Source organism: Mycoplasmatota bacterium, from assembly GCA_018394295.1.
Classification (GTDB): Bacteria; Bacillota_I; Bacilli_A; order Haloplasmatales; family Haloplasmataceae; genus JAENYC01.
On the sequence record CP074573.1, the window covers coordinates 2,379,955 to 2,405,733 of the forward strand.

Annotated in this window: 22 protein-coding genes and 1 pseudogene; 7 read left to right on the forward strand and 16 right to left on the reverse strand. The window is 27.7% G+C overall.

Annotation, left to right across the window (positions count from 1 at the left end; translation table 11 throughout):
* Positions 1-22 precede the first annotated feature (22 nt).
* The 3 genes and pseudogenes from KHQ81_11065 to KHQ81_11075 form a co-directional block, all read right to left on the reverse strand.
* A pseudogene (locus KHQ81_11065) lies at positions 23-916 on the reverse strand (DUF362 domain-containing protein).
* A 104-nt stretch (positions 917-1,020) separates the two neighbouring features.
* Positions 1,021-2,205 (reverse strand): aminotransferase class I/II-fold pyridoxal phosphate-dependent enzyme, encoded by a 1,185-nt coding sequence (locus KHQ81_11070; protein QVK17386.1) that lies wholly within the window; start codon positions 2,203-2,205, stop codon positions 1,021-1,023.
* A 17-nt stretch (positions 2,206-2,222) separates the two neighbouring features.
* Positions 2,223-3,026 (reverse strand): SDR family NAD(P)-dependent oxidoreductase, encoded by an 804-nt coding sequence (locus tag KHQ81_11075; GenBank protein ID QVK17387.1) that lies wholly within the window; start codon positions 3,024-3,026, stop codon positions 2,223-2,225.
* Positions 3,027-3,274: 248 nt separating this feature from the next.
* Between KHQ81_11075 and KHQ81_11080 the strand changes: the two genes are divergently transcribed.
* The 3 genes from KHQ81_11080 to KHQ81_11090 all read left to right on the forward strand — a co-directional run bounded on the left by KHQ81_11080 (position 3,275) and on the right by KHQ81_11090 (position 4,875).
* Positions 3,275-3,964: a hypothetical protein gene (locus tag KHQ81_11080; GenBank protein QVK17388.1), complete on the forward strand. Its 690-nt coding sequence runs from the start codon at positions 3,275-3,277 to the stop codon at positions 3,962-3,964.
* Between the two features lie 116 nt (positions 3,965-4,080).
* Positions 4,081-4,428 (forward strand): NifB/NifX family molybdenum-iron cluster-binding protein, encoded by a 348-nt coding sequence (locus KHQ81_11085; protein ID QVK17389.1) that lies wholly within the window; start codon positions 4,081-4,083, stop codon positions 4,426-4,428.
* Positions 4,429-4,473: 45 nt separating this feature from the next.
* Positions 4,474-4,875, forward strand: coding sequence for a DUF134 domain-containing protein (locus KHQ81_11090; protein ID QVK17390.1), 402 nt, complete (start codon positions 4,474-4,476; stop codon positions 4,873-4,875).
* On the opposite strand, the gene KHQ81_11095 is transcribed toward KHQ81_11090, so the two are convergent.
* From KHQ81_11095 to KHQ81_11125, 7 genes are all read right to left on the reverse strand, one after another.
* Positions 4,872-6,014, reverse strand: a complete 1,143-nt coding sequence (locus tag KHQ81_11095) for an IscS subfamily cysteine desulfurase (GenBank protein QVK17391.1) — start codon at positions 6,012-6,014, stop codon at positions 4,872-4,874. The two genes, KHQ81_11090 and KHQ81_11095, sit on opposite strands and share 4 nt — an antisense overlap.
* Positions 6,011-6,301: a hypothetical protein gene (locus KHQ81_11100; protein ID QVK17392.1), complete on the reverse strand. Its 291-nt coding sequence runs from the start codon at positions 6,299-6,301 to the stop codon at positions 6,011-6,013. Before KHQ81_11100 ends, KHQ81_11095 begins: the two co-directional genes overlap by 4 nt.
* A gap of 1 nt (position 6,302) precedes the next feature.
* The gene (locus tag KHQ81_11105; protein QVK17393.1) at positions 6,303-8,036 is read right to left on the reverse strand and encodes a hypothetical protein; all 1,734 of its coding nucleotides are present in this window, start codon (positions 8,034-8,036) and stop codon (positions 6,303-6,305) included.
* A 97-nt stretch (positions 8,037-8,133) separates the two neighbouring features.
* Positions 8,134-9,066, reverse strand: coding sequence for a hypothetical protein (locus KHQ81_11110; protein ID QVK17394.1), 933 nt, complete (start codon positions 9,064-9,066; stop codon positions 8,134-8,136).
* Between the two features lie 41 nt (positions 9,067-9,107).
* A complete protein-coding gene (locus tag KHQ81_11115) occupies positions 9,108-10,139 on the reverse strand; it encodes a M42 family metallopeptidase (GenBank protein ID QVK17395.1) in 1,032 nt (343 codons plus the stop codon).
* Positions 10,140-10,448: 309 nt separating this feature from the next.
* Complete coding sequence (pyrR, locus tag KHQ81_11120) at positions 10,449-10,973, reverse strand: bifunctional pyr operon transcriptional regulator/uracil phosphoribosyltransferase PyrR (GenBank protein QVK17396.1); 525 nt, start codon at positions 10,971-10,973, stop codon at positions 10,449-10,451.
* A 16-nt stretch (positions 10,974-10,989) separates the two neighbouring features.
* A complete protein-coding gene (locus KHQ81_11125; GenBank protein QVK17397.1) occupies positions 10,990-12,996 on the reverse strand; it encodes an LTA synthase family protein in 2,007 nt (668 codons plus the stop codon).
* A gap of 136 nt (positions 12,997-13,132) precedes the next feature.
* On the opposite strand from KHQ81_11125, the gene KHQ81_11130 reads away from it, so the two are divergent.
* Positions 13,133-14,818 (forward strand): DUF4080 domain-containing protein, encoded by a 1,686-nt coding sequence (locus KHQ81_11130; protein QVK17398.1) that lies wholly within the window; start codon positions 13,133-13,135, stop codon positions 14,816-14,818.
* Between the two features lie 16 nt (positions 14,819-14,834).
* Here KHQ81_11130 and KHQ81_11135 read toward each other — a convergent pair whose 3' ends face one another.
* Positions 14,835-15,812 (reverse strand): glycosyltransferase family 2 protein, encoded by a 978-nt coding sequence (locus KHQ81_11135; protein QVK17399.1) that lies wholly within the window; start codon positions 15,810-15,812, stop codon positions 14,835-14,837.
* A 141-nt stretch (positions 15,813-15,953) separates the two neighbouring features.
* Here KHQ81_11135 and KHQ81_11140 point away from each other — a divergent pair, with 141 nt between their 5' ends.
* The 3 genes from KHQ81_11140 to KHQ81_11150 all read left to right on the forward strand — a co-directional run bounded on the left by KHQ81_11140 (position 15,954) and on the right by KHQ81_11150 (position 20,445).
* Positions 15,954-18,794, forward strand: a complete 2,841-nt coding sequence (locus KHQ81_11140) for a YfhO family protein (GenBank protein ID QVK17400.1) — start codon at positions 15,954-15,956, stop codon at positions 18,792-18,794.
* Complete coding sequence (locus KHQ81_11145) at positions 18,779-19,186, forward strand: GtrA family protein (protein QVK17401.1); 408 nt, start codon at positions 18,779-18,781, stop codon at positions 19,184-19,186. Before KHQ81_11140 ends, KHQ81_11145 begins: the two co-directional genes overlap by 16 nt.
* A 143-nt stretch (positions 19,187-19,329) precedes the next feature.
* Positions 19,330-20,445, forward strand: coding sequence for an aldo/keto reductase (locus KHQ81_11150; GenBank protein ID QVK17402.1), 1,116 nt, complete (start codon positions 19,330-19,332; stop codon positions 20,443-20,445).
* 88 nt (positions 20,446-20,533) lie between these two features.
* Here the strand turns inward: KHQ81_11150 and KHQ81_11155 are convergent, their stop codons facing one another.
* The 5 genes from KHQ81_11155 to KHQ81_11175 form a co-directional block, all read right to left on the reverse strand.
* Positions 20,534-21,040, reverse strand: coding sequence for a hypothetical protein (locus KHQ81_11155; GenBank protein ID QVK17403.1), 507 nt, complete (start codon positions 21,038-21,040; stop codon positions 20,534-20,536).
* Between the two features lie 237 nt (positions 21,041-21,277).
* A complete protein-coding gene (locus tag KHQ81_11160; GenBank protein ID QVK17404.1) occupies positions 21,278-23,236 on the reverse strand; it encodes an ABC transporter permease in 1,959 nt (652 codons plus the stop codon).
* Positions 23,226-23,987: an ABC transporter ATP-binding protein gene (locus tag KHQ81_11165; protein QVK17405.1), complete on the reverse strand. Its 762-nt coding sequence runs from the start codon at positions 23,985-23,987 to the stop codon at positions 23,226-23,228. The genes KHQ81_11160 and KHQ81_11165 overlap by 11 nt, the downstream gene beginning before the upstream one ends.
* An 81-nt stretch (positions 23,988-24,068) precedes the next feature.
* Positions 24,069-25,058 carry a sensor histidine kinase gene (locus KHQ81_11170; GenBank protein ID QVK17406.1) on the reverse strand — a complete coding sequence of 330 codons (990 nt, stop codon included), beginning with the start codon at positions 25,056-25,058 and terminating at the stop codon, positions 24,069-24,071.
* Complete coding sequence (locus tag KHQ81_11175; protein QVK17407.1) at positions 25,045-25,740, reverse strand: response regulator transcription factor; 696 nt, start codon at positions 25,738-25,740, stop codon at positions 25,045-25,047. The genes KHQ81_11170 and KHQ81_11175 overlap by 14 nt, the downstream gene beginning before the upstream one ends.
* Between the last annotated feature and the right edge of the window lie 39 nt (positions 25,741-25,779).

The window sequence follows — 25,779 nt, forward strand, 5'->3', positions numbered from 1 at the left end:
ATCACAATAAAGACTTTTTTATCTATTTATCAATAGCGATATTATTATGATACACTTTTTGACTAAAAATTAACTCTGCATCTCTTAAAGAAAGTCCTTTTATATTTATTTTATTGACATCAGTCTCTTTCATATTAGCTTTTTCCAATTGATATAAATAATTAATCGCTTAAGGCTTAAATCCTAACAAACGAGCAGCAATTGTATCACTACCAATCGGATTATTCCCACAGATTACAAGACCAGTATGATAAGGGATACCTTTTGAAGGTCCTGTTCCTACCATTGCTGGATTACAACTTATAATAGATAAATCTATGGGGATTTTTAATGCCATCTTACTAATAAAGCCATGTAAATCTTCATGAATACCTAAATTCTTTTTAGGTGATCCATGTTCCTCTGTCGATGGAATTGATAACATAACATTTTTAATCGAAGCAGACATTGTAGCTTCTTCATGTTGTTTTAATTGTGTAAAAGATATTAACTTCGTTTTCTCATTCATAATTTTATTCATTTTAAGCGAATGAATAATAGGATGTTCAATAACTAGTTCCTCATATGGACCTTGATTAAAATCAATAAATTCAATTTTTTCTTCTTGGATTATTTTTTCATATCCAACCGTACGCATTACATCTAATGTATCTCCACCACCAGAACCTGTTGCGATTATAATACGTTTCGGGTTTTTAATTTTCACCCATTGAATAATGGTTCGTAAAGTATTAGGTCCAACAGTAATCCCACTTGAAGGACTTGGCTTATCTTTATTAACCCAATTTGGAATAATAACCACTATATCATTCGTTGTAATTAGAGATTTTGCATTAATTAGATCCAAGCCTTCTAATACTGCCATACTTTCATTTTCGTGTTGAATAATAGCCACATCACTTGAATTATAATCCATAATTTTCCTCCTTTTAATTATTATTATTTCTAATTGAAAGAAAGAATATACTAAAAAAAATTCCCTAAGGGAATTTACTCACCTCAAGAAATTTTTAATCTTTATTAACGTATTAAATTAGCATTAGTAAATACCTTTTTAAATTTATCTAACGCATAATCTAATTGTTCAGTTGTATGCGTTGCAGTATAACTTGTTCGAAGCAATGCTTCTCCTGGGTTAACAGCTGGAGAAATAACAGGATTTACATAGACACCTTCTTCAAGTAATTGTTTTGCGATTATAAAAGTAGCGATATCCTCATATGTCATAACTGGAATAATTGGCGTTTCAGAATTACCTATTTCTAATCCTAATTCAGTATAACCTTTTCTCATATAGTTACCATTATCCCATAATTGTTTAACTCTTTGTGGTTCAGCTTCTAATATTTTTAAGGCTTCTAAAGCTGCAGCTGCATTAGATGGTGAAATTGAAGCACTAAAGATAAACGGACGGGACACATGTCTAATATAATGAATAACATCACTACTAGCCGCTACGAATCCGCCTAAACTAGCAAGAGATTTACTAAATGTCCCAACGATGATATCAACTTTATCTTCTAGTCCATAATATTCAGCAGTACCACGACCAGTTTTACCCATGACTCCCACACCATGCGCATCATCAATCATGATTCGTGCACCATATTTCTCAGCTAATTTCACCATTTCTGGAAGATTACATATATCTCCTTCCATACTAAACACACCATCAGATAATATTAATTTACCACGGTTCTCTGGAACTGCTTTTAATGCTCTTTCTAAATCTTCCATATCATTATGATTGTATTTAATCATTCTTGCAAAACTTAAACGGCATCCATCGACAATACTAGCATGATTTCCACGATCACTAATAATATAATCATTTCTACCCGCTATTGCTGATATTAGTCCTAAATTAGCTTGAAAACCAGTACTAAAAGCCATAGCATCATCCTTATGTAAAAATCTTGCGAGATTTTTTTCTAATTCAACATGTAAATCAAGTGTACCATTTAAAAAACGTGATCCAGAACAACCAGTTCCATATTTTTTAACTGCATCAATTGCCGCTTGTTTAACACGCTCGTCACTGGTTAATCCTAAGTAGTTATTTGATCCAATCATAATGGTCCTTTTTCCATTCATTAAAACTTCTGTATCTTGACCAGATGTTAACATATGGAAATATGGATAAACGCCTTGTTTTATCGCTTCTTTTGCATCTGTATAATTATAACATTTTTGAAAGATATCCATGGTATTACTCCTCTTCTTTAATAAATTTTCGATATCACATATTCTACTACTTTTGCTGGCAATAGTCGTTTAAGTAATCCGACTAATTTATATTGCCAACCCACTACTCTTCTAATTGAAGGATTCTTCTTGTTTATTATCTTTTTTAATTCTTTTACCACAACATCAGCACTTGGTCCTTTAGACTCTGATTTAATCATCTCATTAACTGCTTTATCACATTTTTCTTTATAAACTGAATTTATTGAATTTCTAGCATGCACCCTTTCAAAATTAGTCTTCATATCCCCAGGTGCTATCATAGAAACCCTCACATTAAATGGTTTTACCTCTATTCTTAACGCTTCTGTCATTGCTTCTAAAGCATATTTACTTGAGCTATACATAGATTGATAGGGGATTGAGATAAATCCAGCAACAGAACTGATATTAATAATCAATCCATTTCTTTGCTTTCTCATCATTGGCAAAACCTCTCGGCAACAAGACATTATTCCAAAGAAATTCGTATTAAATAATTCTTTAGCTTCTTCAGTAGTAATATCTTCTACACTCCCAGCTAGTCCATATCCTGGACAGTTAATTAAAACATGTATCGCTCCCTCTTTTTCTTCAATATATTGAACAGCCTTTTTAATTGAATCTTCATTGGTTACATCTAATGGTATCATTTTAATTTTTCCTTCAATTTGTTCGAAGGATGCCTTACGGGAAGTGCCATAAACGGTATATCCTTTATTAACTAGATAATTAGCACAAACTTTTCCCACACCAGAAGATGCACCTACTACTAGGGCTATTTTACCATAAATTCCGATCATTTTATCCTCCTTTTAATGAAAAAAATAAAAAATTACCATTTCTAAACCAATTAGAAAAAAATAATATTAATTTTTATATACATTTAACTTTTTTATTATAACAAATTTCCATTATTTTTCATACTTAAATTTAAAAATCATGACAATTTTCATAAAATATCAAAAAATCGTTGCAAAATCAAAAAGAAGTGATATAATATGTGTAACATAACATTGTTACACATATTATAAAATAAAGGAGGAACGATATGAATAATATTAATGTTTTTGCATCTTCAACGATTTCAGGCGGAAATTATGATAATATCCGTATATTTGGATCGGCTGAAATTAATGGTGATGTTGTTGTTACAAACATGGATGTTTACGGTTCAACTGTATTTAATGGGACATCAGAGATTATTAATTTGAAAGTATTTGGCTCTTGTCATTTTAAATCTTATACTTGTGTAAAGGAAATGGATATTAAAGGTTCCTGTACATTTAAAAGTGATGTGAAAGTAGATATACTTAAAGTTTACGGTTCTGTAGATTTTAAAGAAAACATCTCTCGTGCTAAGGAAGTTAGTATTTATGGTGATGTAGATACAAAAATATTAGAAGCAGATAAAATCAGCATAAAAGGCTATATCAATTGTACAGAACAATTAAATGGTGAAACCATTGAAGTATCAACAAACTCCGGATCAAAAATAAAAGAAATAGTCGGTAGTGATATTCATATTAGACCTGATAAAAAATCTTTTTCTAGAAAAATAAAATCAATCCATGTTGATATAATTGAGGGTGATAATATTTATTTAGAATATGTAACCGCAAATATAGTTCGTGGAAATAATATTAAAATTGGTCCTCATTGTAAAATAACATCCATTGAATATAAAGATTCACTAGAGGCCTCTGATAAAAGTCAAGTTGAAAAATCAAATCAATTATAAATACTAGACCTGAAAATATCAGGTCTTTTTTATTTATCATTAATTAAATTGACTTTTTAGAATTATAATCTTATAATGTAATTAGCATATGCCAATAATTATTAGGAGGTTTTTTTATGAAAGTTGCTCTTGTATTTCAAAATAATCAAATATCTCAGCAGTTTGGACATAGTGAAGGTTTTAAAATATATAACTTAGATGAAAACAAACAAATTCTTTCAACGAAAACAATTATGAATAGTGGGATAAAAGGTGGAGAAATAGCTCATCTATTATCATCATATGAGGTGGATATTATTATTGTAGGGGGGATAGGAGAGAACGCAAAAAGCAATTTAGAAGCACAAAACATTGATGTGATTCTTGGAGCTTTCGGTGAAGTATCGAAAGTGATAGATGATTATTGTCATAATTCACTTCAATTAAAAAAGGATATGTTGCATAAAAAACGTTGTTGTCAATAAGCTATAGATACATGTTTTAATTTTAAAATAGTAAGGATGATTAGGATGCCAAGACCCATAAAACCAAGAAAAATTGGATACATACCCCAAAATAAGATGTTTGTCCCTTATGGTAAAAAAATAGAGTTCAATGATTACATCATTTTATTACATGATGAATTAGAAGCCATCCGATTAAAAGATATTGAAAATCTACATCAAAATGAATGTGCAGAAATTATGGATGTATCAAGGCAGACGTTCCAATTAATCATAGATTCAGCTCGAAAAAAGGTTGCACGTGCCCTCATTGAAGGAAATCCAATTAAAATTGAGGGAGGACATTATACACTCTCAAAATATACACAAAAATGTCCTGAATGTGGTAAAATTCATAAAACAGAATCCTTTAGCAATCATAAAAGAAGATGTTGTGGTAATTGTCAAAATAATAAAAAAACTCATTAATATGAGTTTTTATTTATATAAGCAATAATCGATTGACTAATCACTTCAATATCATCTATAGTTGTATCTTTTCCTAATGTAATACGAATCGTTCCTTTAATATATTCATCTGGCACTTGAATTGCCTGTAAAACATGACTTGGTTCAATAGATCCTGAATTACAAGCACTGCCAGTTGATACAGCAATACCTTCTTTATTTAGTTCATAACTCATTAAGGCACCATCAATTCCCTTAAAAGACAAGTTTAGATTTCCAGGTAATCGATTGTTTCCAATTTCAGGTCCATTTAACTTTATATCTTTAATTTTTTCTTTTAATAACGCATAAAGTTTTTGTGACAAAAATCTTTCTTTCATATTATGTTCATGGATATCCTGATATATTAATTCCAAAGCTTTCCTCATGCCGACAATATAAGCAACATTTTCTGTACCTGCTCTTTTACCTTTTTCTTGTCCACCACCATGAATCAAGTTTTCAATCTCAATTCCATTTTGAATATATAAACATCCAATGCCTTTTGGTCCATAAAACTTATGAGCTGAAATCGATAATAAATCAATATGTAATGCTTCAACATCAAGCTGTATATGAGGAATTGCTTGAACCGCATCTGTGTGAAAAATAACATTTTTCTCTTTACATAATTTCCCAATTTTTTTAATATTTTGAATCGTTCCGATTTCATTATTTGCCATCATAATAGATACCATTAATGTATTATCGTTGATGGTTTTTTCTAATTCATCAATATCAATAAAACCTTCTTCATTTACATTTAAATAATGAACAATATATCCAATCTTTTCTAAGAAAGAACAAGTATGTAGTACTGCGTGATGTTCAATTTTTGTAGTTATAATTTCTTTTTTTGTTGACGATGAAAAAGCAATTCCTTTTAACGCCCAATTATTAGCTTCACTACCACCAGAACAAAAATAAATTTCATTTCCTTTTGCGTTTAATAAAGATGCTATTTTTTTACGACACTGATTAATCACTTTTTTATTATTAATACCTATTTCATATAATGATGATGGATTCCCATACTCATTATGTAAATAGGGAATCATCTCTTCATAAACTTCTTTTCGAATTTGTGTTGTTGATGCATAATCAAAATAAAAATCTCTCATTTTTTACCAACTAAATAAATAATTGTATCTTTTACTTCAAAATCTAAGTAATCTAATTGGTCTTTATAATTAGTTAGATTCACTTCTTTTTTTTCTTTTAAGTTGGTTTTATCTAATAAATCATCAACAAACTGTTTCACAACATAAGACTTATGAATTACACAAGGATCATCATCATCAAAAACTTCAATACTTTTTTGAATAATAAATTCATTTTTAATTGGTATATCTAAAATATTACCTTGAAAGATTATCTCTTCATTCTTTTTAATAATAACTTTACTCATCTTATATCACTCCAAATACTTTAAGAATATAATAAACCGCAATCACTAAGAAAAATATACTTGTAACTAATTTGATCAAATAAAGTTTTTCTCTAATTTTATTAGAAGTCTCCATCGTTGATTGCGTCTTAATCGCAAGAATCGCAAGAACAATCAGTGGAAGAACAAACATTATATTATAAAAAAATAATTTAATCAATCCACTTAATCCACCTGTTTGGGCAATAATTAATATTGTTGGTAAATAGACTTGTCCTGTACATAGAAATTCAGTCAAGGAGATAACAACACCTAAAATAAAACTAATCATATAAACAATGACAATATTTTTATCATTTAAACTTTTAGTAAAAATTTTAATTAATTTCTTATTGAATTTTTGTATTCCTTTAGGTAATTGATTTTTAATTTTACCAAACTCTTCATTTTTTGATACGAAGTAATCGTGTAAATTAAAGAAAAATAAGAATATAGATAAAGCGATTATAAATATATTGATATAGAAAGTAAGATTTTGAATATATGGTTCAAACTTTTCAAAAGTATGAATCAAAAAGGCACCTAAAAGAAAATACGTTACAAATAAACCTAGTATATACGCTACTGAAACACTAATCAAAGTCGATTTTTTTGATGATAGACCAACTAATAATGAAATAAACAATATTAACATAGCCATCGCACATGGATTAACACCATCGAGTAATCCTGCGAACAAAATCAAAATAAATCCGAAAAATCCTTCATATTTCTCTAAATCTCTCTCAGCTAAATGGATGTCATTTAATGCCAGTGAAGATGCATTATTGACAATTTCCTTTAAAGAAGATGAAATGGTTTTGGCAGAATGATAATATTTACTTCCTGAAAACACCATAGGGGTCGTTATATCGTCAGTAACATTATAAGATTTACTATAACTATAAAACAGATCAGAGTTTTCAAGATGAGATACATCAACCTTAACCACCTTAATTTTCTTATCGTCAATTAACTTCTGTATTTTGGGATTTACTTCTTTACAACCTGTACAAAATGGCGAATAAAAATAAACAATCATTTTTATATCAATTTGGCTGATATCTTTCAATTCGTTTTCTGAATTTTCATCAATATCTTGTAAAGATGAATTTATCTCTTCATTACCAGAAAAATATGAATCTCCTGATAGAACAATTGGTAATTTCTGATTTTCTTCTTCAATATCAAAAGCAGCATTTGTTAAGTATAAGTACTTCATATAATCAAATTTTGTTACATCAATAGAAGTGATATTTATCCCCCGACTTCTAAGTTCAGTAATGATCGAATCAGATAATGGATTGTCTGGAGAATATAAATTAACAATCATTTTAATATCAATATTTTTTATATCTTTAAGTGGAGTAGAGGCATTTTGTATAATGTCCTCTAAAGAATTAGTAATTTCTTCATCATCTCCTGAAAAATATGAATCTCCTGAAAAGATTACTGGTAATTCCTGATGTTCAATATCAATATTATAAGCTGTATTATAACGGTAATAGTCTTTCATATTACCTAATTTCGTAACATCAATTGAATTAATATTTATCCCATTATCTTCTAATTCATCCAGAATCGATTCAGACAAATGGTTTGTTAAAGAATATATATATATAATTGTTTTTTCTCTATCTTCAGCTCGTGATAATAACGATACATTAAATAATAAAACAAATATTAATCCAATAAAAATTAATAATTTCTTTTTCATGTTGTGCCTCCGAATGTAGATTATACTTCTATTATAAACTTATTAGAGTCAAAAATCTATACCTTTAAAAAAAAGGTATCACATGATACCTTTTTCATTAATCAAATGCTTTAAGTAATAATTTAATTAATCTTTGTTCATCATTATATCCTTTTAAAAGACTTTCAAGGACAATATGATTACTATGTGTAAGATTTATTAAATCTTCAATTTCTTCAATAATGATATGTATTTCATTATTTTTAATGTAAATAGCAAAAATAGAATTATAAACAATCATATCATCATTCAATGTTTTTAATATTTTTTCAGTCGTATAATTTCGATATTCATTTAAATCTTTTAGATATAAATTCAACTCTAAATCACTATTTAAACTTACACGACAGTTCATAAAGTCAAATCGATGAAAATTTTTAATTAATCTTCCATCATAACTATCAAATTTTGATATTAAATATAATGCCTCAACTGGATATTCCTTATTTAATTTAAATGTATACCAATGATAATTAATTTTATTTTCTATATTATTGTTTAATATTTTATTTCCTGATGTATCATATTCAACTAAATTACTAAACATTACTTCACTAAAAGTGAAATCATGATTTTCTAATTGTCCATTATAATTAAAATATGATTTATAATCGGTAAAATTATTAAATAATTGTAAATCATCAATTAATTCAGAATCAATCATTTTATTTTTATCATATTTAATACTAGGATTATCTTTTACTAATAATTTAGGAACAATTTCATTTTGGAAATATTCATTTAATTGCGAATAGGATTGATGAATCTTGATTGTAATTTTATTATCAAATATGTAACCACCAATAATTAAAAAGATTAATAAAACTAAAATAATAATCGTAAACTCAGTTAAATTAGTCTTTGATGTAAGAAATAAAATAATAATTAATGAAAATATCGAAATTAAAGGAATAATCCAAGAGAACATTTCTAATCGTTGTTTATCTTTCAAAAGTTTTTTTAACTTTTCATCTTTTAACACATCTCTCATTTCTCTCCCCCATTCTTGTTTAAAAATATATTTTAATAGATTTATTTAGTTAGATAATGTGCCAGTAATTTCATAGAGGCCAAACAGGCATTATAATGAGTTCTTTCCATGCCGTGTGAAGCATGTACGCCAGGACCTATGAGCGCTGCTTTAATATTATTACCACCACGTAAAGCTGCAGATGCATCACTTCCATAAAATGGATAAATATCAACAGCATGACTTAAATTTTCTGATTTCGCGATATCTATTAAACGACTAGTCATAAAATAATCGTATGGTCCACTTGAATCTTTAGCACATATAGATACATCATATTCTGTACATGCTAAATCTTTACCAATACATCCCATATCAACTGCGATTAATTCTTCGATTTGACAAGGAATATGGCTTGAACCATGTCCTACTTCTTCGTAAGTAGATATGATAAATTTTATTGTATTTTTTGGTTTTATTTTTTCATCGATAAAGGCTTTAAAAAGTGTAAAAATAATCGCAACTGATATCTTATCATCAATATGACGAGATTTGATAAAATCATTTTCCGTAATGGTAGTTTTAGGATCAATTGCGATAAAATCACCATTACAAATCCCTAAATCTAATACATCTTGTTTATTTTTAACCATTTCATCTATTCGAATCATTAAGTCATCGAATTTAGAACCTAATTTGTTAGCATTATCATAAACATGTGATGAATATGATGTAGTTAAAATGGTGCCTGAAAATGTTTTATTATCACGGTTAAATATTGTACAATATTCTCCAATTAATGAATTGGGTTGATTTCCACCGATTGTAGTTATTTTCAAAGTCCCGTTTTGATTAACCGAACGTACCATCAACCCTAACGTATCTACATGAGCTGATAATCCCACTGTATAATCTTTATTCTCTCCTTCAAACGTGATAATCGCATTACCCTTATTCGTTTTTTCTAAATGAAGATTTAATTCATTTGCATAATGTTCAATTTTTGTCATGATATTGTGACAATAACCACTAGGACTTGGAGTAGTTAATAATTCTTTCGCTAAATTTAAAAAATATGTTTTATTAAATTCCATTTATATCACCTCTTTAATATTGTTAGAATAACTAATTACATCATGTATATATTCTAATCTTTCTTTTGAATATACAATGCTAGTAAATGTATAAGTATCAATAAACAACTATTATAAAAAATCAGCTGAATTATCTTCTTATTACATATATTATTTCAATTATATATCATCTATGATAATATTTCAAATTATCTATGATAATACATAAATTATCTCTGATAATAGCTGAATTATCTTTGATAATACCTGAATTCAAATACATAAAAGTTACAGGTATTAAATAAAAAAACTAGTGAACAATCACTAGTTTTATAACTTTTTAATATATACACCATCTTCAAGATCATTTTCTTGAAGAGAAACAATAACTAACTCGCTATTAGCTGTAGGAATATTTTTCCCTACATAATCGCTTCTTATCGGTAATTCTCTATGTCCACGATCAATTAATGTCGCTAGTTGAATTTCTTTTGGTCGACCATAACTTAAGATGGCATCAAGTGCTGCTCGCACTGATCGTCCTGTGTATAAAACATCATCAACTAAAATAACTTTTTTATTTTCAACACTAAAATCAATGGTTGATGTATTAATGTCTTTTTTCGCAAAATCATCACGATAAGCTGTTATATCTAACTCACCAATTGGTAATTGAACACCTTCAATTTGATTTATGTTATCGCAAATCCTTTTTGCGATAACAGTGCCTTTATTTTTAATCCCGATGATTACTAAATCATCTGTTCCTTTATTTTTCTCCAATATTTCATGAGCCATTCTTTTTAATGATCTAGATAAAGTACTTGCATCAATGATTAGCTTTAAATCATTCATAGAGTCCTCCTTAATATCAATTTCCGGTTAAATCTTCTTTTGATTTTGCTTCATAATAAGCAATTAAATCATATTTATTTATCATGTTTGACATATCAATTATACGATTTACTTTTTCACTTTGAAGATTAATATAATCATTATTATCAATCATTTGATCAATCATTTCCTGTGTATAATGAGGATTCATAATATAATAATCATGATCACGGAATGAATAATAAATAATTCCATCTGTCCAGTCACCATTTACAAATGGTACGATATTATTTTCAATTGAAAACATATCATGTCCTAAAGCAAACTCATTTTTGATTCCAAGCATGTTTTGTAAAGTTGGACCTACATCATATTCACCCATAATTGTCTTTATTTCTCTAGGTTTAATTTCTTCATTCCAAATAATAAATGGAACATGTGCTGTTGATTTATATTGAACACGTGTTAAATCTTCTTGATAATAAAGTTCCATTTCATTAGATGGCAATTTAGCTGGATGGTCTCCATATAAAACAATTGACGTATCTTCTAATAATCCTCTTTCTTCTAAGAGTTTAATAAATTGTCCCAAGGACCAATCAGTATAACGAACTGCTTTAAGATAACGACATACTGTGGTATCTTCTAAACCTATTGCCCCACAATCAATTGCTGGTTCTTCTACGCCTAATTCATCTTTTGTAATATATTTATCAACATCATTCCATGGTGTGTGATTTGTTAAGGTAATTAATGTAGCAAGATATGGAGTCGTTGCATTTGCGATAATATCAGCAGACTGGTTGAAGAAATCATAATCACTGATACCTAATCCTATGGTTTGGTTTTCATTAAAATGATACTCATTTTTAGAAAAGAATACATCATAACCCATTACTTTATGCATAATATCTCGATTCCAAAATGAACCATTATTCCCGTGCATATACATCGTTAAATATCCCTCTTTTTGAAGAAGATTTTGTGTTGTGGTATATGTTCTATCAAAATGGGTTAAAAATACTGTTCCGTTATTTACAGGTAGAAGTGATGAATTAAATACAAACTCACTATCAGCACTTGTACCGATACTTTGTTGAGTATAAAAATTACTAAAATATAATCCTTCATTAGCAAGTTTATTTAAGTTCGGTGTGATTTCTATCTCATTTCCATCAACATCTTGAACTTTTTGATTTACAACAAAATTTTCAATGCTTTCTGCATGAATAATTATAATATTTTTCCCTTTTAAAATATCTGTGTATTGATTCGTTTTATCAGTACTATTTTTTTCTTCAAAATAATCTAAAAATTCCTTATATTCAGATTCATTTGGTTTATGTTCAATAAATACACCAATTGATTTATAAATATCAATTACATGATAATTATATAGCCCAAAATCTTGAACAACAATTGGACGATTCCATAATTTCTGTGCTTGTGAATAATTCGCTGGTGCAAGTGTAATTATCCCTGTAATAAATGCGATTAAAGCTAAACGTATAAAGTTTAAGCGATTAAAAACTCTAATCTTACTGTTTTCATAATCAAAATTATTATATTTAAACACTGTTAAAGTAATAATTAAAGCAATTGATAATGTTAATAATACCCAATATAATATATCAAAAAATGACATTCCTACTTGTGTGGCATCAGCAACATCTGAAAATAAGGTTAATTGTTTAATTAATGATAATGATAAAAATGTATCATAATAACGGTAATACATAATGTTTGAATAATTTAATACGTATACAATGAAAGTTACAATAGAAAAATACACTATTCGTGTTTTCTTTTTCTTATAATTATAACTTAAAGCAACCACAAGGCAATACCAAGCAAAATTAAATAATAATGAACGTAAATTAAATATACTCATATCACTGGTTGCCTTTATAATCACATTAGGTATAAAGGCCGCAATTAAAAACCCTAGTAATAGTAAGTCTTCCCCTATTGCTGAGACACAACTTTCTACTACGAACATAATAAAGGTAATAAATTTATTTATTGTTTTAGATATTTGCTTCATCTTACTCACCTTCTTTAATTTATATATCCAAAATAATTGTTTACATTCACTGAAAACCAATATAAAATTATAACAAATAATATTTCTTTTTTAAATACCAAAAAACAAATTAATTAAATTGATAAGGATGATTTTCATGAATTCACTACTCGTTGGAATAAACGCTAAATATATTCACACAAATTTAGCCATCAGATACCTCTATACCTATACTAAAGATACACACGATGTTGACTTTATTGAATTTACAATTAAAGACGACATCGAAAATATCATTGATAAAATTTTATCACTAAATCCATCATTAATTGGTTTTAGTTGTTATATATGGAACATCGAATTAATTAAACAACTTGTAAAAATATTAAAATCTAAATCTAGTAAGATTAAAATATTATTAGGGGGACCTGAAGTTAGTTATGATATAAACTATTGGTTTAATGCATTGCCGATTGATTTCATTATATCAGGTGAAGGAGAATATCCATTTAAAAAATTATTAGAAACTTTAAAATCTAATGCTCCTTTTAATAAAGTACCTCAACTACATTATCGTCATAATCAAAAAATATATACCAGTCATGAAGAATATGTGATTGATTTAGATACTTTAAAATCACCTTATCGTATAAAAGAAGACACATTAAGTCTTCCTAATCGAATTCAATATATTGAATCAAGCAGAGGTTGTCCTTACCGATGTAGCTATTGTTTAGCTTCATTAGAAAAACATGTTCGTTTTTTCAATATTGATACCATTAAACAAGAAATCTTGTACTTAATGAATCATGGAGGAAAAGTTTTTAAATTCTTAGACCGAACCTTTAATGCACGAATTGATTATGCGTTAGATTTATTTGAATTTATTATTAACAATCCTAAGGACGGTTGTGTTTTCCAATTTGAAATAACTGGTGAATTATTAGATGAGGAAATAATCTGTTACTTAAATGAACAAGCCCCACCTCATTTAATCCGTTTCGAAATAGGAATTCAATCAACAAATGATTTTACCAATCGACTAGTTATGCGAAAACAAAATTATCAAAAACTAAAACATAATATAGAACTCATACAACAAGGTCGAAAGATTGATTTACATCTTGATTTGATTGCTGGACTTCCAAAGGAAGATTATACGTCTTTTATGAAAACTTTTAATGATGTATTTTTACTTCAGCCGCATGAATTACAATTAGGTTTCTTAAAAATGTTACGTGGAACAAAATTAAGAAAAGATGCTAGTCTTTATCAATATACGTTTCATAATACAGCACCTTATGAAATCATTGAACATATGGATTTATCACAAAGTGATATTTATAAGATTCACTTAGCAGAAGACATGTTAGAAAAATATTATAATAGTCATCGCTTTAAAAAAAGCATCACTTATATTATAAATTCTTATTATAAAAATAACAACTATAAATTCTTTGAAAATTTTGGGTTATTTTATTATAACCATCATCAACAAATGGCTTATCAAGTACATGATTTATGTTTAAGACTTCTAGCATTCTTAGAAAATGAAAGCTTCGATACCACCCATGTTCAATCACTTCTTATTTATGACTATCTAGAAAGAGCCAAAACACGGCCTAAAATTTGGTATCAAACACATCTTAATAAAAAAGACAAACACATACTTTTTAAATATATCGTTGACAATTATCAAGGTTATAATTTTGATTTACTATTTCGTTATGGTTTAATAGAAAAATTAACAATCCATCCACAAACCTATGAAATAGGAAATTATTATTTATTAAAAATGTTTACCCAATACAATCAAGAAATCATCATTTTTTCAATAGAGTAATTTTAGAAAGGAATGCTTAATTGGTTTTTTCATCCAGCATTTCTTTTTTATTATTAACAATTTCATCAACAATATAAATTGGACGATGCTTTACTTCTCCATAGATTCTTCCAATATATTCTCCTAGTAGTCCTAGAGAAATCAATGTGATTCCCCCAAGGAACAAAATAATAGACACAATAGTAGCCCATCCTGATACCTCAGTACCATTTACAATTCGATCAACAATAATATATACCATATAAACAAATGATAAGAAGGCACTAAACACCCCAAGTATCCCTGAAAATTTTAAGGGAATACTTGAAAATGAAGTTATCCCTTCAATTGCGTAATTGAATAGCTTAAAGAAACTCCAAGAACTGCTTCCCACAACACGATTGACATTTTCATATCCTACATAGGTGGTTTTAAATCCAACCCATTCAAATAATCCTTTAGAAAAGCGATTATATTCTTGTAATTCTAATAATGCATCCACCACTTTTCTTCTCATCATACGATAATCAGTTGCATTCTCTTTTATTTTAACATCACTCATTTTATTAATAAATCGATAAAAAAGTTTTGAATATAGGACTCGAAAAAATGATTCACTTTTATGATTTTTGCTTCTTCCTAATCGGTAGGCCCCTACTGAATCAAAACCTTCTTCTTTAATTAAACGTAACATTTCAGCCAATAAGTGAGGGGGGTGTTGCAAATCAGCATCCATCACAACCACATAATCACCAGAAGATTCTGTTAATCCTGCTAACATGGCAGCTTCTTTACCAAAGTTTCTTGAGAAATTAATCGCCTTAATATGTTTATCTGAAGTTGTTAGTTTTTTTAATTCTAACCAGGTATTATCTTTTGAACCATCATTAACTAATAATATTTCATAATCATAATTAGTAAATTCATGCATATATCGAGTAATTTCTTGATAAAATATAGGTATCATTTTTTCTTCGTTATAACAAGGAACAACTAATGTTATTTTTTCTTTCATTTTAATCTCACCACACCTTTTTAATGTCATTATTATATCACACATTATGGGATTATTTCATGAATATAATTCTTTTTTATACCTTTACTACTATTTTTGCCAATGTTATAATTAACCTAAGTATTACAAATGGAGGACAACATGAAAAAATCTAATATAAATAAATCCCAAAACTATATCACAGGATATAAAATCAATGATAAAGTAAATAACGCTTTTAAATTTTTTACTGATATATCTTCTTTTAAAAAAACTATGTTTCTTAGTTTACTTTTCGTTTTTTTATTTTATCTTCCCTTTACATTTATCACTTTATTTTTAAATAAAGTTGTTTTTTTTCAACTAGATTATGTATATCAATTTTCAACAATTGTTTTTGACTTTCGTAACCGGTTAATGGATTTAAACTTTTCTACATGGGATTTCAAAAATAGTATAGGATATGATTACTTTGCGAATTTTTACTATATTCCTCTAGATATTACCTTACTTCCATACTTTTTATTTCCTTTCTTAGCTTATAGTAAATTAATGTGGCTATCCTTTATCTTTAAAGTAATGCTTGGAACAGCTGCTTTTTGTTATTTATTAAAATTATATAAGATGAATCATAAAACCATATTGCTTGTATCCGTACTATATGGAACAGCTGATTTGTTTTTTGCACAAAATGTCTTCCCCTCGTATACAGGATTAACTTTTTATATTCCACTTGTTTTAATCTCCATTGAATTGATGTTTCAAAAAAATAATTTTCTTGTATTCTCTCTTGTCATCTTCCAAATTTTCTTATTTAACTCCTATTGGGCTTGGGGATTATCACTCTTTATGGCATTCGCTTTATTAGTCCGTACAATCTATCATTTCTTCACATTTAAAAATTTGAATAATCTTGACCCTTATATTAAATCCTGTTTGTTTATAGGAAAGAGTATTCTCTATTATTTACTAGGATTAGGTATTGCAGCATTCTTCTTTTTACCAACTTTAGGTATCATGCAAAATGAACCTCGCATGGAAATGAGTCAAACAGGAATTTTTAATATCATCCTATCCATATTTAAGACCTATAAGTTAGAATTTGGCGATATGGTCTACTACAAAGAGTTCTTTAAAATGCTTGTACCAAATCTTTATATGTATAGTGGTTTCTTCCATGATATAAAAGCAGATTATTGGTTAACCACAAATCATGTTATTATTTATTCAAGTATACTAGCCTCATTTAGTTTATTCTTTTTGATTTTATATCCTACATTTCTAGCGAGTGAAAAATTAACAAAAGAACAACTAAAAACATTTATCACCTTAAAAGTCGTCACATTTATCGCAACAATGATGGTATTATTCCCATTTACCGCTTATCTCTTTTCAATGAATTCAGGACCTTACCTTCGATGGCTTATCTTTTATGGGGTTTTACTTGTCATCGATTTTGCATTTATCTATCAATATAAATTATTTAACAATATATTGTTTGCTTCCTTTTTAGTAATATCAATAGGCTATCTAATCTTTAGTATTCAATACAACAGAAACTTTGTCGCTAAATACAAAGAAACTCACAACAACAAAGGACCTAATATTTTTACAGGGATTGATGAAAATGTAGCTTACACCATGATAATTGCTTTCATAGTAATTTTATTTTTGGTAATCTTTTTAGATAAATATATGCAGGCATCTATAACTTTACTTATTGAAAGAGCGGTTGCCATTGGCTTAATCTTTTCTGTTTGTGTATCCCCTCATTTTACACGTGGTGTGAGACATGCAGACTTGTATCCAAGTGAAATCAATAAAATGATGAAAAAGGTTGAATTAGAAGACTACTACACAATGACTGAATATCTCTTTTATGATGATAATTCTTCTGTTGAAACCATGCAGGACATGACTTATTTATTTGATTTCCCTGTTTATAATAATTTTAATATCTTTCACTCTTTGATTAATCCATACTTTACTTTTCATTCATCAAACGATAATCATAAACGCTACTATCGTTCATTAGATATTCCTTACCTCTACTATTATTACATGGACCCTTCCTTGTTCATTTTATCTGATTCTAAAGAAAATCCAATTAATAATGGTATGTATGATCCAGATAGTGAATTAGTCGGTTATAAAGATATTGATGAATTAAATTCATTTTTATCTATTTATCAAAAGAAACCACAGTTTTCAATTGGTAATGGATTTACTACTTATTATAATTTAGAAAACAGAAATGAGTTTGATTACTTATGGTTAGAATCCTTATATGTCAATAATAGAGATGACAGAAATCAGGCGCTCATCAAATATTTAGAAGATAATGATTTCAAAGAAGAAGATGCTGTGAAAAATTCTTTTATTCACTATCTCAGATTTAATTTAAGTGACGCTACAGAATACGACATGAAATATTATCCTGGAGATTTTAATGAATTTCCAATTAATATTTCAAAAGCTGATACAGACGCTGTAATCATTGGTACTGTTTCTAAAAAGGTCTTTTCAATTGATAATGATGGAAATGTCAAACGTTGTTTCAATCGTTTTTGTTTAGTTCCAGATAGTGGTCTTAAAAGTATTGTTATTGATAAAGAATACCCAACCTTCTATACAGTTGACAAAGAATACCTTAATGAAAAAACAGAACAAATCCTTAAATATTCTACTTATGATGTTAAAATAAATGGCAATCATATATCCTCAAAAGTCGATAATGATCAACCAATCATTATGACTTATAAAGTAGGTTACGCGAAAGGATGGAATGTTTATGTTGACAATCAAAAGGTTAAAACTTTCCCATCCTATAATGGACAGATTAGTTTTATTATAAATGATGTTGGCACACATAAAATTGAATTAAATTATGAAACACCAAATTTGAAAAAAGGTATTTATATATCTACAGCATCAATTGTTATATTTGGTTCATTAACTTACTTAAAAATTCGTAAAAGAGGTAAAAGATGTATAAATTCGTAGTCAATTTAATAAAAAAATATAAACTTGAAGAATTTATAAAATTTGTCATCATAGGATTAATGGCAACTGGAATCAGTTACCTAATATACATTTCTCTAATCAAATTAATGGATAAAAGTATTGCCTACTCCATTGGTTATGCCATCAGTTTTTGTTTTAACTTAATCGCCTCAAATTTATTTACCTTTAAAACTAAAGTAAATGTAGAAAATGGTATACGTTTTGGATTAGCCCATTTAACAAATATTATTATTCAACTCATTTTATTAAATCTATTTACCTTTATAGGGATTCCTGAATTATATGCCCCTATCCCAGTCTATGTTATCGCAGTTCCTGTAAATTTCTTTGTTGTAAGGTTTGCATTAAAGGGTAATAAGTTCAGAAAATAAAGAATTCTATAAAAGCGCAAATATCACTTTTGATAATCTGCGCTTTATTAAATTTTACCAATAGACAATAACTAATTTAAGTTGTACTCATATTTTATTTATGATAAAATTATCATTAGCAAGCAATTTAGTGGGAGGTCAATATGAAAAAAGTACAAATGAAAAGCGATGTAAACAACTCTCTATTAGGGTTTGGATGCATGCGTTTTCCAACGAAAAACGGAAAAATAGATCGCGAATTATCAACCAAAATGTTAGAATATGCCTATCAAAATGGTGTTACTCACTTTGATACCGCTTATCCCTATCATGAGGGTGAAAGTGAATTATTTCTCGGAGAATTCCTGAAAAAACTTGATCGTAATAGTTTTACATTATCAACAAAATTACCTGTTTGGAAAGTTGAAAAATATGAAGACTTTGAAGCATATCTAGATGAACAATTAAATAAACTACAAGTAGATTATTTTGATTTTTATTTACTACATGCTTTAAATAAAAATACTTGGAAAAAAATTAAGGAACTTGACGTCTTTAAGTTTATTGAAGAAGCAAGAGCTAAAGGGAAATTTCGCTATATTGGTTTTTCTTATCATGATGATAAAGAAACATATCAAGAGATTGGAACAAGTTATGATTGGGACTTCTGTCTCCAACAAATAAACTACGTTGACTATAAAAGTCAACAAGGCGTTGAAGGATATCAATTAATGGCTGATCGGAATATCCCAATTTGGGTTATGGAACCATTAAAAGGCGGGCAACTAACGACACTTCCTGAGGACATAATGAATGAATTTAAAACAGTTAAACCTGATGATAGTAGTGTAGAGTGGGCGTTTAGATGGATACACTCTTTACCTGGTGTTAAATTAATTTTAAGTGGTATGTCTACATTAGAACAAGTTGAAGAAAATGTTAAAATATTTGACAAGATTGAACCATTAAATGAAAATGAATTCAAAGCAATTGATCGAGTAAGAGATATGCTTAATAAACGTGTAAAAATTGCTTGTACAGGATGTAATTATTGCATGCCATGCCCTCAAGGGATACAAATACCAAGAAACTTTAAAATATATAATAATACTTATATGTACAATAACCTAGATTCAGGTAAATTTGCCTATAAACATTATTTAAAAGAAGAAGAAAAAGCAGTAAATTGTATTGAATGCGGTGAATGCTTAACTAAATGTCCACAACAACTTGAAATTCCTACACTATTACATGAAGTTGTTGACAATATTGGTGAGTAACAATTAAATAAACGTTTTAAAAATAAATAAAAAAATACCACAAGATGGTATTTTTTTTATTTAAATACTCAATTAAGTATGATCAAAATCATTCATTAGTTAATGTGTGTGTGACTAGAAGCTCGATACAATCAGTATATCCCACTTTGATAGATACATGATAACTTTCATCTGATTGCTTCTCTATATTAATCATGGTTGGTACTGCATCTACTTTGGTTTTTTCAAGAAAAACATCTGTAATATCAACGGTATTTATTAGATATAACTTAATTTTGGGGTTTGAAACAAAATTTTCATATTCACTACTTGTTAGAACTTGATGACAATGATTACAATATGGACTGTAAATAAAAATGATATAATCACTCGCGTCTGCATCAATTTTACTTTCTGCTAATGTATTTAGGTACTCTTCCGTTAAAACATCATCTAAATTAGTAGTAGTATATTCTGTAACTACTTCCTCGGTTGTAGTTGTTGATTCTGTTTCTACTTCCTTAGTGGTAGTTGTAAGTTCTGATAGTTCACATCCTGATAAAAATGTAAGTGCAATCATCAATAAAAAAGATACAATAAAATAGTTTTTTTTCATAAGTCTCCTCCTTTCAACTAAGATTTTTCTTTTTTAATTAATTATACTTATTATATAATACCATAACTTATGTAATTTAAAAATATTATCAAAAAAATTACGACTTTGAATTATCGGTATGGTAGACTCGAGCAATTATATCACGAAAAAAGAACTGGCTAAAAATCCTTAAAAAAAGGAATTTTTAACTAGTTCTTAATATATTATCTTTAAAATTTAGAAGAAGGGAATAAGATTTTAATGAATTATCTGTTTAATATATTTATTTTTAGTAATAAAATAGAAGGTGAAATGAATAACAATAAATACAAGCATCATCATTAGGCTATACCACATCACTCGATAATAAAATGTAAAATTCATTGCGGTTAACATAATATAGAGAAAACCAATTAATAATCCAAGGATCATTGGAATAAAAAAGATGACTTTTAATTCGCTGAAAATTGGTTTCTTCATTTCTACATCAGATGATCCTATTTTTTTAATTTTTTCATAGCGTTTCTTTTGATTAGGTAAATCGTTAAATAATTTTAGAGTTATCACTACCCCGATAGAAATAGAAAACGTAATTCCAATAAAACACATAACAAACAAGTTGCAAGATGCATTCCGCATATTATTTTCATAAGCAAGAACTCTAGATGATGGCATCAGAGACCAATCATTATATAATTGTTGTAACGTTTGATTCTCTATTTTTTCAGGATTTTTTGCTTTTACTGCGTTAACAAAATCAAGAACTAAAGGTTTTGAATTCATCCAATGATCTAACTTAAACATTCGAAACCGTTCAATTCTATCACTTCCTAATTCTCTGACAATCTGATTGTAGTTGGCATCATCGATAATAATCATAAATTGTAGTTGATAATTATTTATATTATAATGATACCCTATTTTTTCTTCTTGAAACTTAAACTGGAAGTTTCGATTTGTTTGCTGGTCTTTAAAAACAATATCTTCTTCTTTTTCAAACCATTTCAACGATCCATCTTCAAAAGAGATAGCAACCGCATGATCTTTTTTAACATCTAAATTTTTTTGACTTAGTTGATTATACATGTTTTCAGAGACAATAACTGTATCGCCCCAAATCCCATACTGATTCGTTGTGGTTTTATATAAAATCATATGCATAAATTCCATTGTTTTTTCTTCTTTATCAATGTGATGCTTTTCAAATATTTGTGTAATCTCTTCATCACTTAGAGACTTGCTCCATCCTGTTTCTATAAGCATGAGATCATAAGGATATACCTTTTTCACCTCTTCAAGCTGAGTTGCATAGACCGAAAAAGTCAATCCAATAAAATAAATCGCAACAGCAATTAATAAAGTTGTAACAAATAGGATGTTCTTATATTGTTTAAAATGCTGTTTTAACTCAGAATAAAATAATATATTCTGATGATATTTCTCTTTTTTTATTAATCTTAAAATAATTTGTCCAAATTCTTTAATTATTAGGTATAATCCAATTAAATTCATAGTAAAAAATAATATTAAGAAAAGTAGAGGGTTATTAACTACATTTTTAACTAATAATAGATAGGTTAATAGATAAGAGACAATAATTAATAGAATTCCAATGAAACCTAATAACGGATTATTCGAATCATTAATTTCACTCATTTTCTCTTTTTTCAATAACTCAATTACTTGAAACTTATTTATCTTAAAGTGTGAGATAATTAACACAACTGTAAATATGAAAGAGAATAAGATAATTGTTAATAAAAAACTTTTATAATTTAAAATAAAGGGAATATCCTTTAAATCAATGATGGAAAGAAATATCATATAAAATAACTTAGAAAATACAACACCACTTATAATCGCAGCTACAATTGATATACACATAATGATAAAATATTCAATTCTATTCATTCGATTAATCTCTTTACTTGTCATTCCAAGTGTTATAAAAAGCCCTATTTCATGATATTTTGACTTAATAAATGCCTGATATGCATAATGAATGAAAAAAACAGAGAAGATACCAATAATAAATAATGCCATTTTCATTACTTCATCAATAGTAGTATATCTAATGGTTTCATATAATGCAGGATTATAATAGATGATTGAATAGATGAAGAAAACCATAATTGAAAAACTAATACATAAAAAGAAAGCTAAATATTGTTTTATATGATAAATAAAATTTTTTCGAATCATGCTTTTAAAATTCATTAGGCTCACCACCTAATACCGCAAGATTATCTAAAATCTGATCAAAAAAGGCTTTTCTATTCCCCTTTCTAACCATTTCTAAATGAATTTTCCCATCTTTAATAAAGATTATTCGCTTACAAAAGCTTGCAGCTAACGCATCATGAGTAACTAATAAAATAGTACTTTCTTTTTCTTGATTCAACTTTTCTAAAGATTGCATAATAGAAATTGAAGATTTAGAATCTAAATTACCCGTTGGTTCATCGGCAAGTAAAATACTTGGTTCATTTATTAAAGCTCGGGCAATTGAAGTTTTTTGCTTTTGTCCCCCAGATATTTGATATGGATATTTATTTTCTAAGGCTTGAATGGATAAGTACTGGATTAATTCATTTGCCTTTTCTTTCATCAAACTTTCTTCTTTATGGTCTAATATCATTGGTAACATAATATTTTCTTTAACTGTTAAACTATCTAATAAATTGAAATCCTGAAAAATAAATCCAATATGTTTTCTTCTAAATAAGGCTAATTCATTTTGATTCATTTTTGATAAATCATAATTCATTAACTCAACTTGTCCAGAAGTAGGTTCATCTAATCCACCTAACATGTTTAATAAAGTGGTTTTACCACTACCTGAAGGACCCATTATCCCTACAAATTCACCTTTTTGTATTTTTAAATTCATGTCTTTTAGTGCATGTGTAGCACTAATATCATTTTTTCCACCATAAATCTTTTCTAAATTACGAGTTACTAATAACATAATTCCACTCCTTTTCTCAATGATCGATTTTATTATACGAGACTTCATCTTATATAGAAATCGAATGAGATGACATGAATCTTACAAATTTGTAAGATAAGTAATGGTGACTTCTGTACCTACTCCAACTTCTGATTCAATTGAAATATGATGGTTTAACTTATCACATATTTGTTTAACCACAAACAATCCAATACCCGATGAATTATTGGATTGCCGACCGTTACTTCCAGTGAAAAAGGGTTCAAATAACCTATATAAATCATATTCTGGAATACCAATTCCTTCATCTTTTATTGATAGAGTTACTTTTTGATTGTTTTGATTGATTTCAAAGATAAGTTTTTTTTCAGGGTTACTATATTTTAATGCATTATTAATAAGCTGATCAATAATGATACGATTCCACTTTACATCAGTTGTGATATCTATTTTTTTATCTGAAACATTTACCTTAGGATAAATATTTTTATAAATAAATTCTTTCTTTCTTTCATTAATCATCAAATGAATCAATGACACCAAGTCAATTGTTTCTAATTGAAAATCAGTTTCAAAATCATCTAAACGAATTAGATTAAGAACTTGTTCTAATAAGTTTAATAATTTTTTATTTTCCAAGTCGATATCACTTATATCAAGTGATTCTCCACTTTTAATTTTCTGAATTATTAAATCAATTACTGAAATCGGTGTTTTCATCGTATGTATCCAGTGTGAAAAGAACTGTTTATTATTATTCAATTTTGTTGTCATAGCTCTTTGTTCTTCAAAAGTTTCTTTACGGAGCTTTTTAATTAGATCACTCACACTCTTTTGAAGATTATTAAAAGATTCCACCTCATGTAAATTATTTACTATCACCTGATTAAGACTCTTTCTAAAGGTATCGTACTGATAATATCTGATACCTAAAAAAATGATGAGGAGAAATAATGAAATACCAATTGGATAAATAACGCTACTTATATTTGTTTCTAAATAAAAATAGAGAATCATACAAAAAGTACTTATAAAATAAACTAAAATAAAACCCAAATAATCTTTGATAAATTCTTTAAATAGTTTCATCATCATCACCAAAACTTAGTTGATACCCTACAGCTCTTTTTGTTTTCACAACATCTTCTAAAGTAATATCTTTTAATTTCTGTTTCACTCTTGAAACATTTACTGTTAATGTGTTTTCATCAACAAAGGTTGAATCATTCCAAAGTATTTCCAGTAAAGTTTCTCTTTTCACATATGTATTTTTATTTTCAAGTAAACATTTCATTAATTTAAATTCATTTTTAGATAATTCAACACTATGATTTTCATACATCATTTTAAAGGTGTTTTCATCTAAACATAAGCCATTTACATTGATAATTGATTGTTTGACATATGACCCTTGAAACCTTCTTAAACAAGCTTTAATTTTCGCTAAAAGCAGTGATAAATTAAAAGGTTTTACAAGATAGTCATCAGCTCCTAATTCAATCCCCATCACCTGTTCTATGTCACTACTAAGAGCAGAGATTATAATGATTGGAATATTTGTTTTTTTTCTTAATAAACGACATAAATAAAAGCCATCATAATATGGTAAATTGATGTCTAATAAAACTAAATCCGGTTGAATTTTTTCAAATTCTTGTATGACTTCACTAAAATCATTTACAGTAAATACTGTATAATCATATTTTATTAAGTGTTCTTTTATCAATACTTCTAATTTATTATCATCTTCAATTAAAAATATCTTAACCATCCTTTTCACCTCTATAATCACTTTAAAATCAATTGTATA

What these genes read in the sequence shown, in the direction of transcription:
- KHQ81_11070 (QVK17386.1), bottom strand. Translation starts at nt 2,205, where the DNA reads ATGGATATCTTTCAAAAATGTTATAATTATACAGATGCAAAAGAAGCG.
- KHQ81_11075 (QVK17387.1), bottom strand. Translation starts at nt 3,026, where the DNA reads ATGATCGGAATTTATGGTAAAATAGCCCTAGTAGTAGGTGCATCTTCT.
- KHQ81_11080 (QVK17388.1), top strand. Translation starts at nt 3,275, where the DNA reads ATGAATAATATTAATGTTTTTGCATCTTCAACGATTTCAGGCGGAAAT.
- KHQ81_11085 (QVK17389.1), top strand. Translation starts at nt 4,081, where the DNA reads ATGAAAGTTGCTCTTGTATTTCAAAATAATCAAATATCTCAGCAGTTT.
- KHQ81_11090 (QVK17390.1), top strand. Translation starts at nt 4,474, where the DNA reads ATGCCAAGACCCATAAAACCAAGAAAAATTGGATACATACCCCAAAAT.
- KHQ81_11095 (QVK17391.1), bottom strand. Translation starts at nt 6,014, where the DNA reads ATGAGAGATTTTTATTTTGATTATGCATCAACAACACAAATTCGAAAA.
- KHQ81_11100 (QVK17392.1), bottom strand. Translation starts at nt 6,301, where the DNA reads ATGAGTAAAGTTATTATTAAAAAGAATGAAGAGATAATCTTTCAAGGT.
- KHQ81_11105 (QVK17393.1), bottom strand. Translation starts at nt 8,036, where the DNA reads ATGAAAAAGAAATTATTAATTTTTATTGGATTAATATTTGTTTTATTA.
- KHQ81_11110 (QVK17394.1), bottom strand. Translation starts at nt 9,066, where the DNA reads ATGAGAGATGTGTTAAAAGATGAAAAGTTAAAAAAACTTTTGAAAGAT.
- KHQ81_11115 (QVK17395.1), bottom strand. Translation starts at nt 10,139, where the DNA reads ATGGAATTTAATAAAACATATTTTTTAAATTTAGCGAAAGAATTATTA.
- pyrR (QVK17396.1), bottom strand. Translation starts at nt 10,973, where the DNA reads ATGAATGATTTAAAGCTAATCATTGATGCAAGTACTTTATCTAGATCA.
- KHQ81_11125 (QVK17397.1), bottom strand. Translation starts at nt 12,996, where the DNA reads ATGAAGCAAATATCTAAAACAATAAATAAATTTATTACCTTTATTATG.
- KHQ81_11130 (QVK17398.1), top strand. Translation starts at nt 13,133, where the DNA reads ATGAATTCACTACTCGTTGGAATAAACGCTAAATATATTCACACAAAT.
- KHQ81_11135 (QVK17399.1), bottom strand. Translation starts at nt 15,812, where the DNA reads ATGAAAGAAAAAATAACATTAGTTGTTCCTTGTTATAACGAAGAAAAA.
- KHQ81_11140 (QVK17400.1), top strand. Translation starts at nt 15,954, where the DNA reads ATGAAAAAATCTAATATAAATAAATCCCAAAACTATATCACAGGATAT.
- KHQ81_11145 (QVK17401.1), top strand. Translation starts at nt 18,779, where the DNA reads ATGTATAAATTCGTAGTCAATTTAATAAAAAAATATAAACTTGAAGAA.
- KHQ81_11150 (QVK17402.1), top strand. Translation starts at nt 19,330, where the DNA reads ATGAAAAAAGTACAAATGAAAAGCGATGTAAACAACTCTCTATTAGGG.
- KHQ81_11155 (QVK17403.1), bottom strand. Translation starts at nt 21,040, where the DNA reads ATGAAAAAAAACTATTTTATTGTATCTTTTTTATTGATGATTGCACTT.
- KHQ81_11160 (QVK17404.1), bottom strand. Translation starts at nt 23,236, where the DNA reads ATGAATTTTAAAAGCATGATTCGAAAAAATTTTATTTATCATATAAAA.
- KHQ81_11165 (QVK17405.1), bottom strand. Translation starts at nt 23,987, where the DNA reads ATGTTATTAGTAACTCGTAATTTAGAAAAGATTTATGGTGGAAAAAAT.
- KHQ81_11170 (QVK17406.1), bottom strand. Translation starts at nt 25,058, where the DNA reads ATGAAACTATTTAAAGAATTTATCAAAGATTATTTGGGTTTTATTTTA.
- KHQ81_11175 (QVK17407.1), bottom strand. Translation starts at nt 25,740, where the DNA reads ATGGTTAAGATATTTTTAATTGAAGATGATAATAAATTAGAAGTATTG.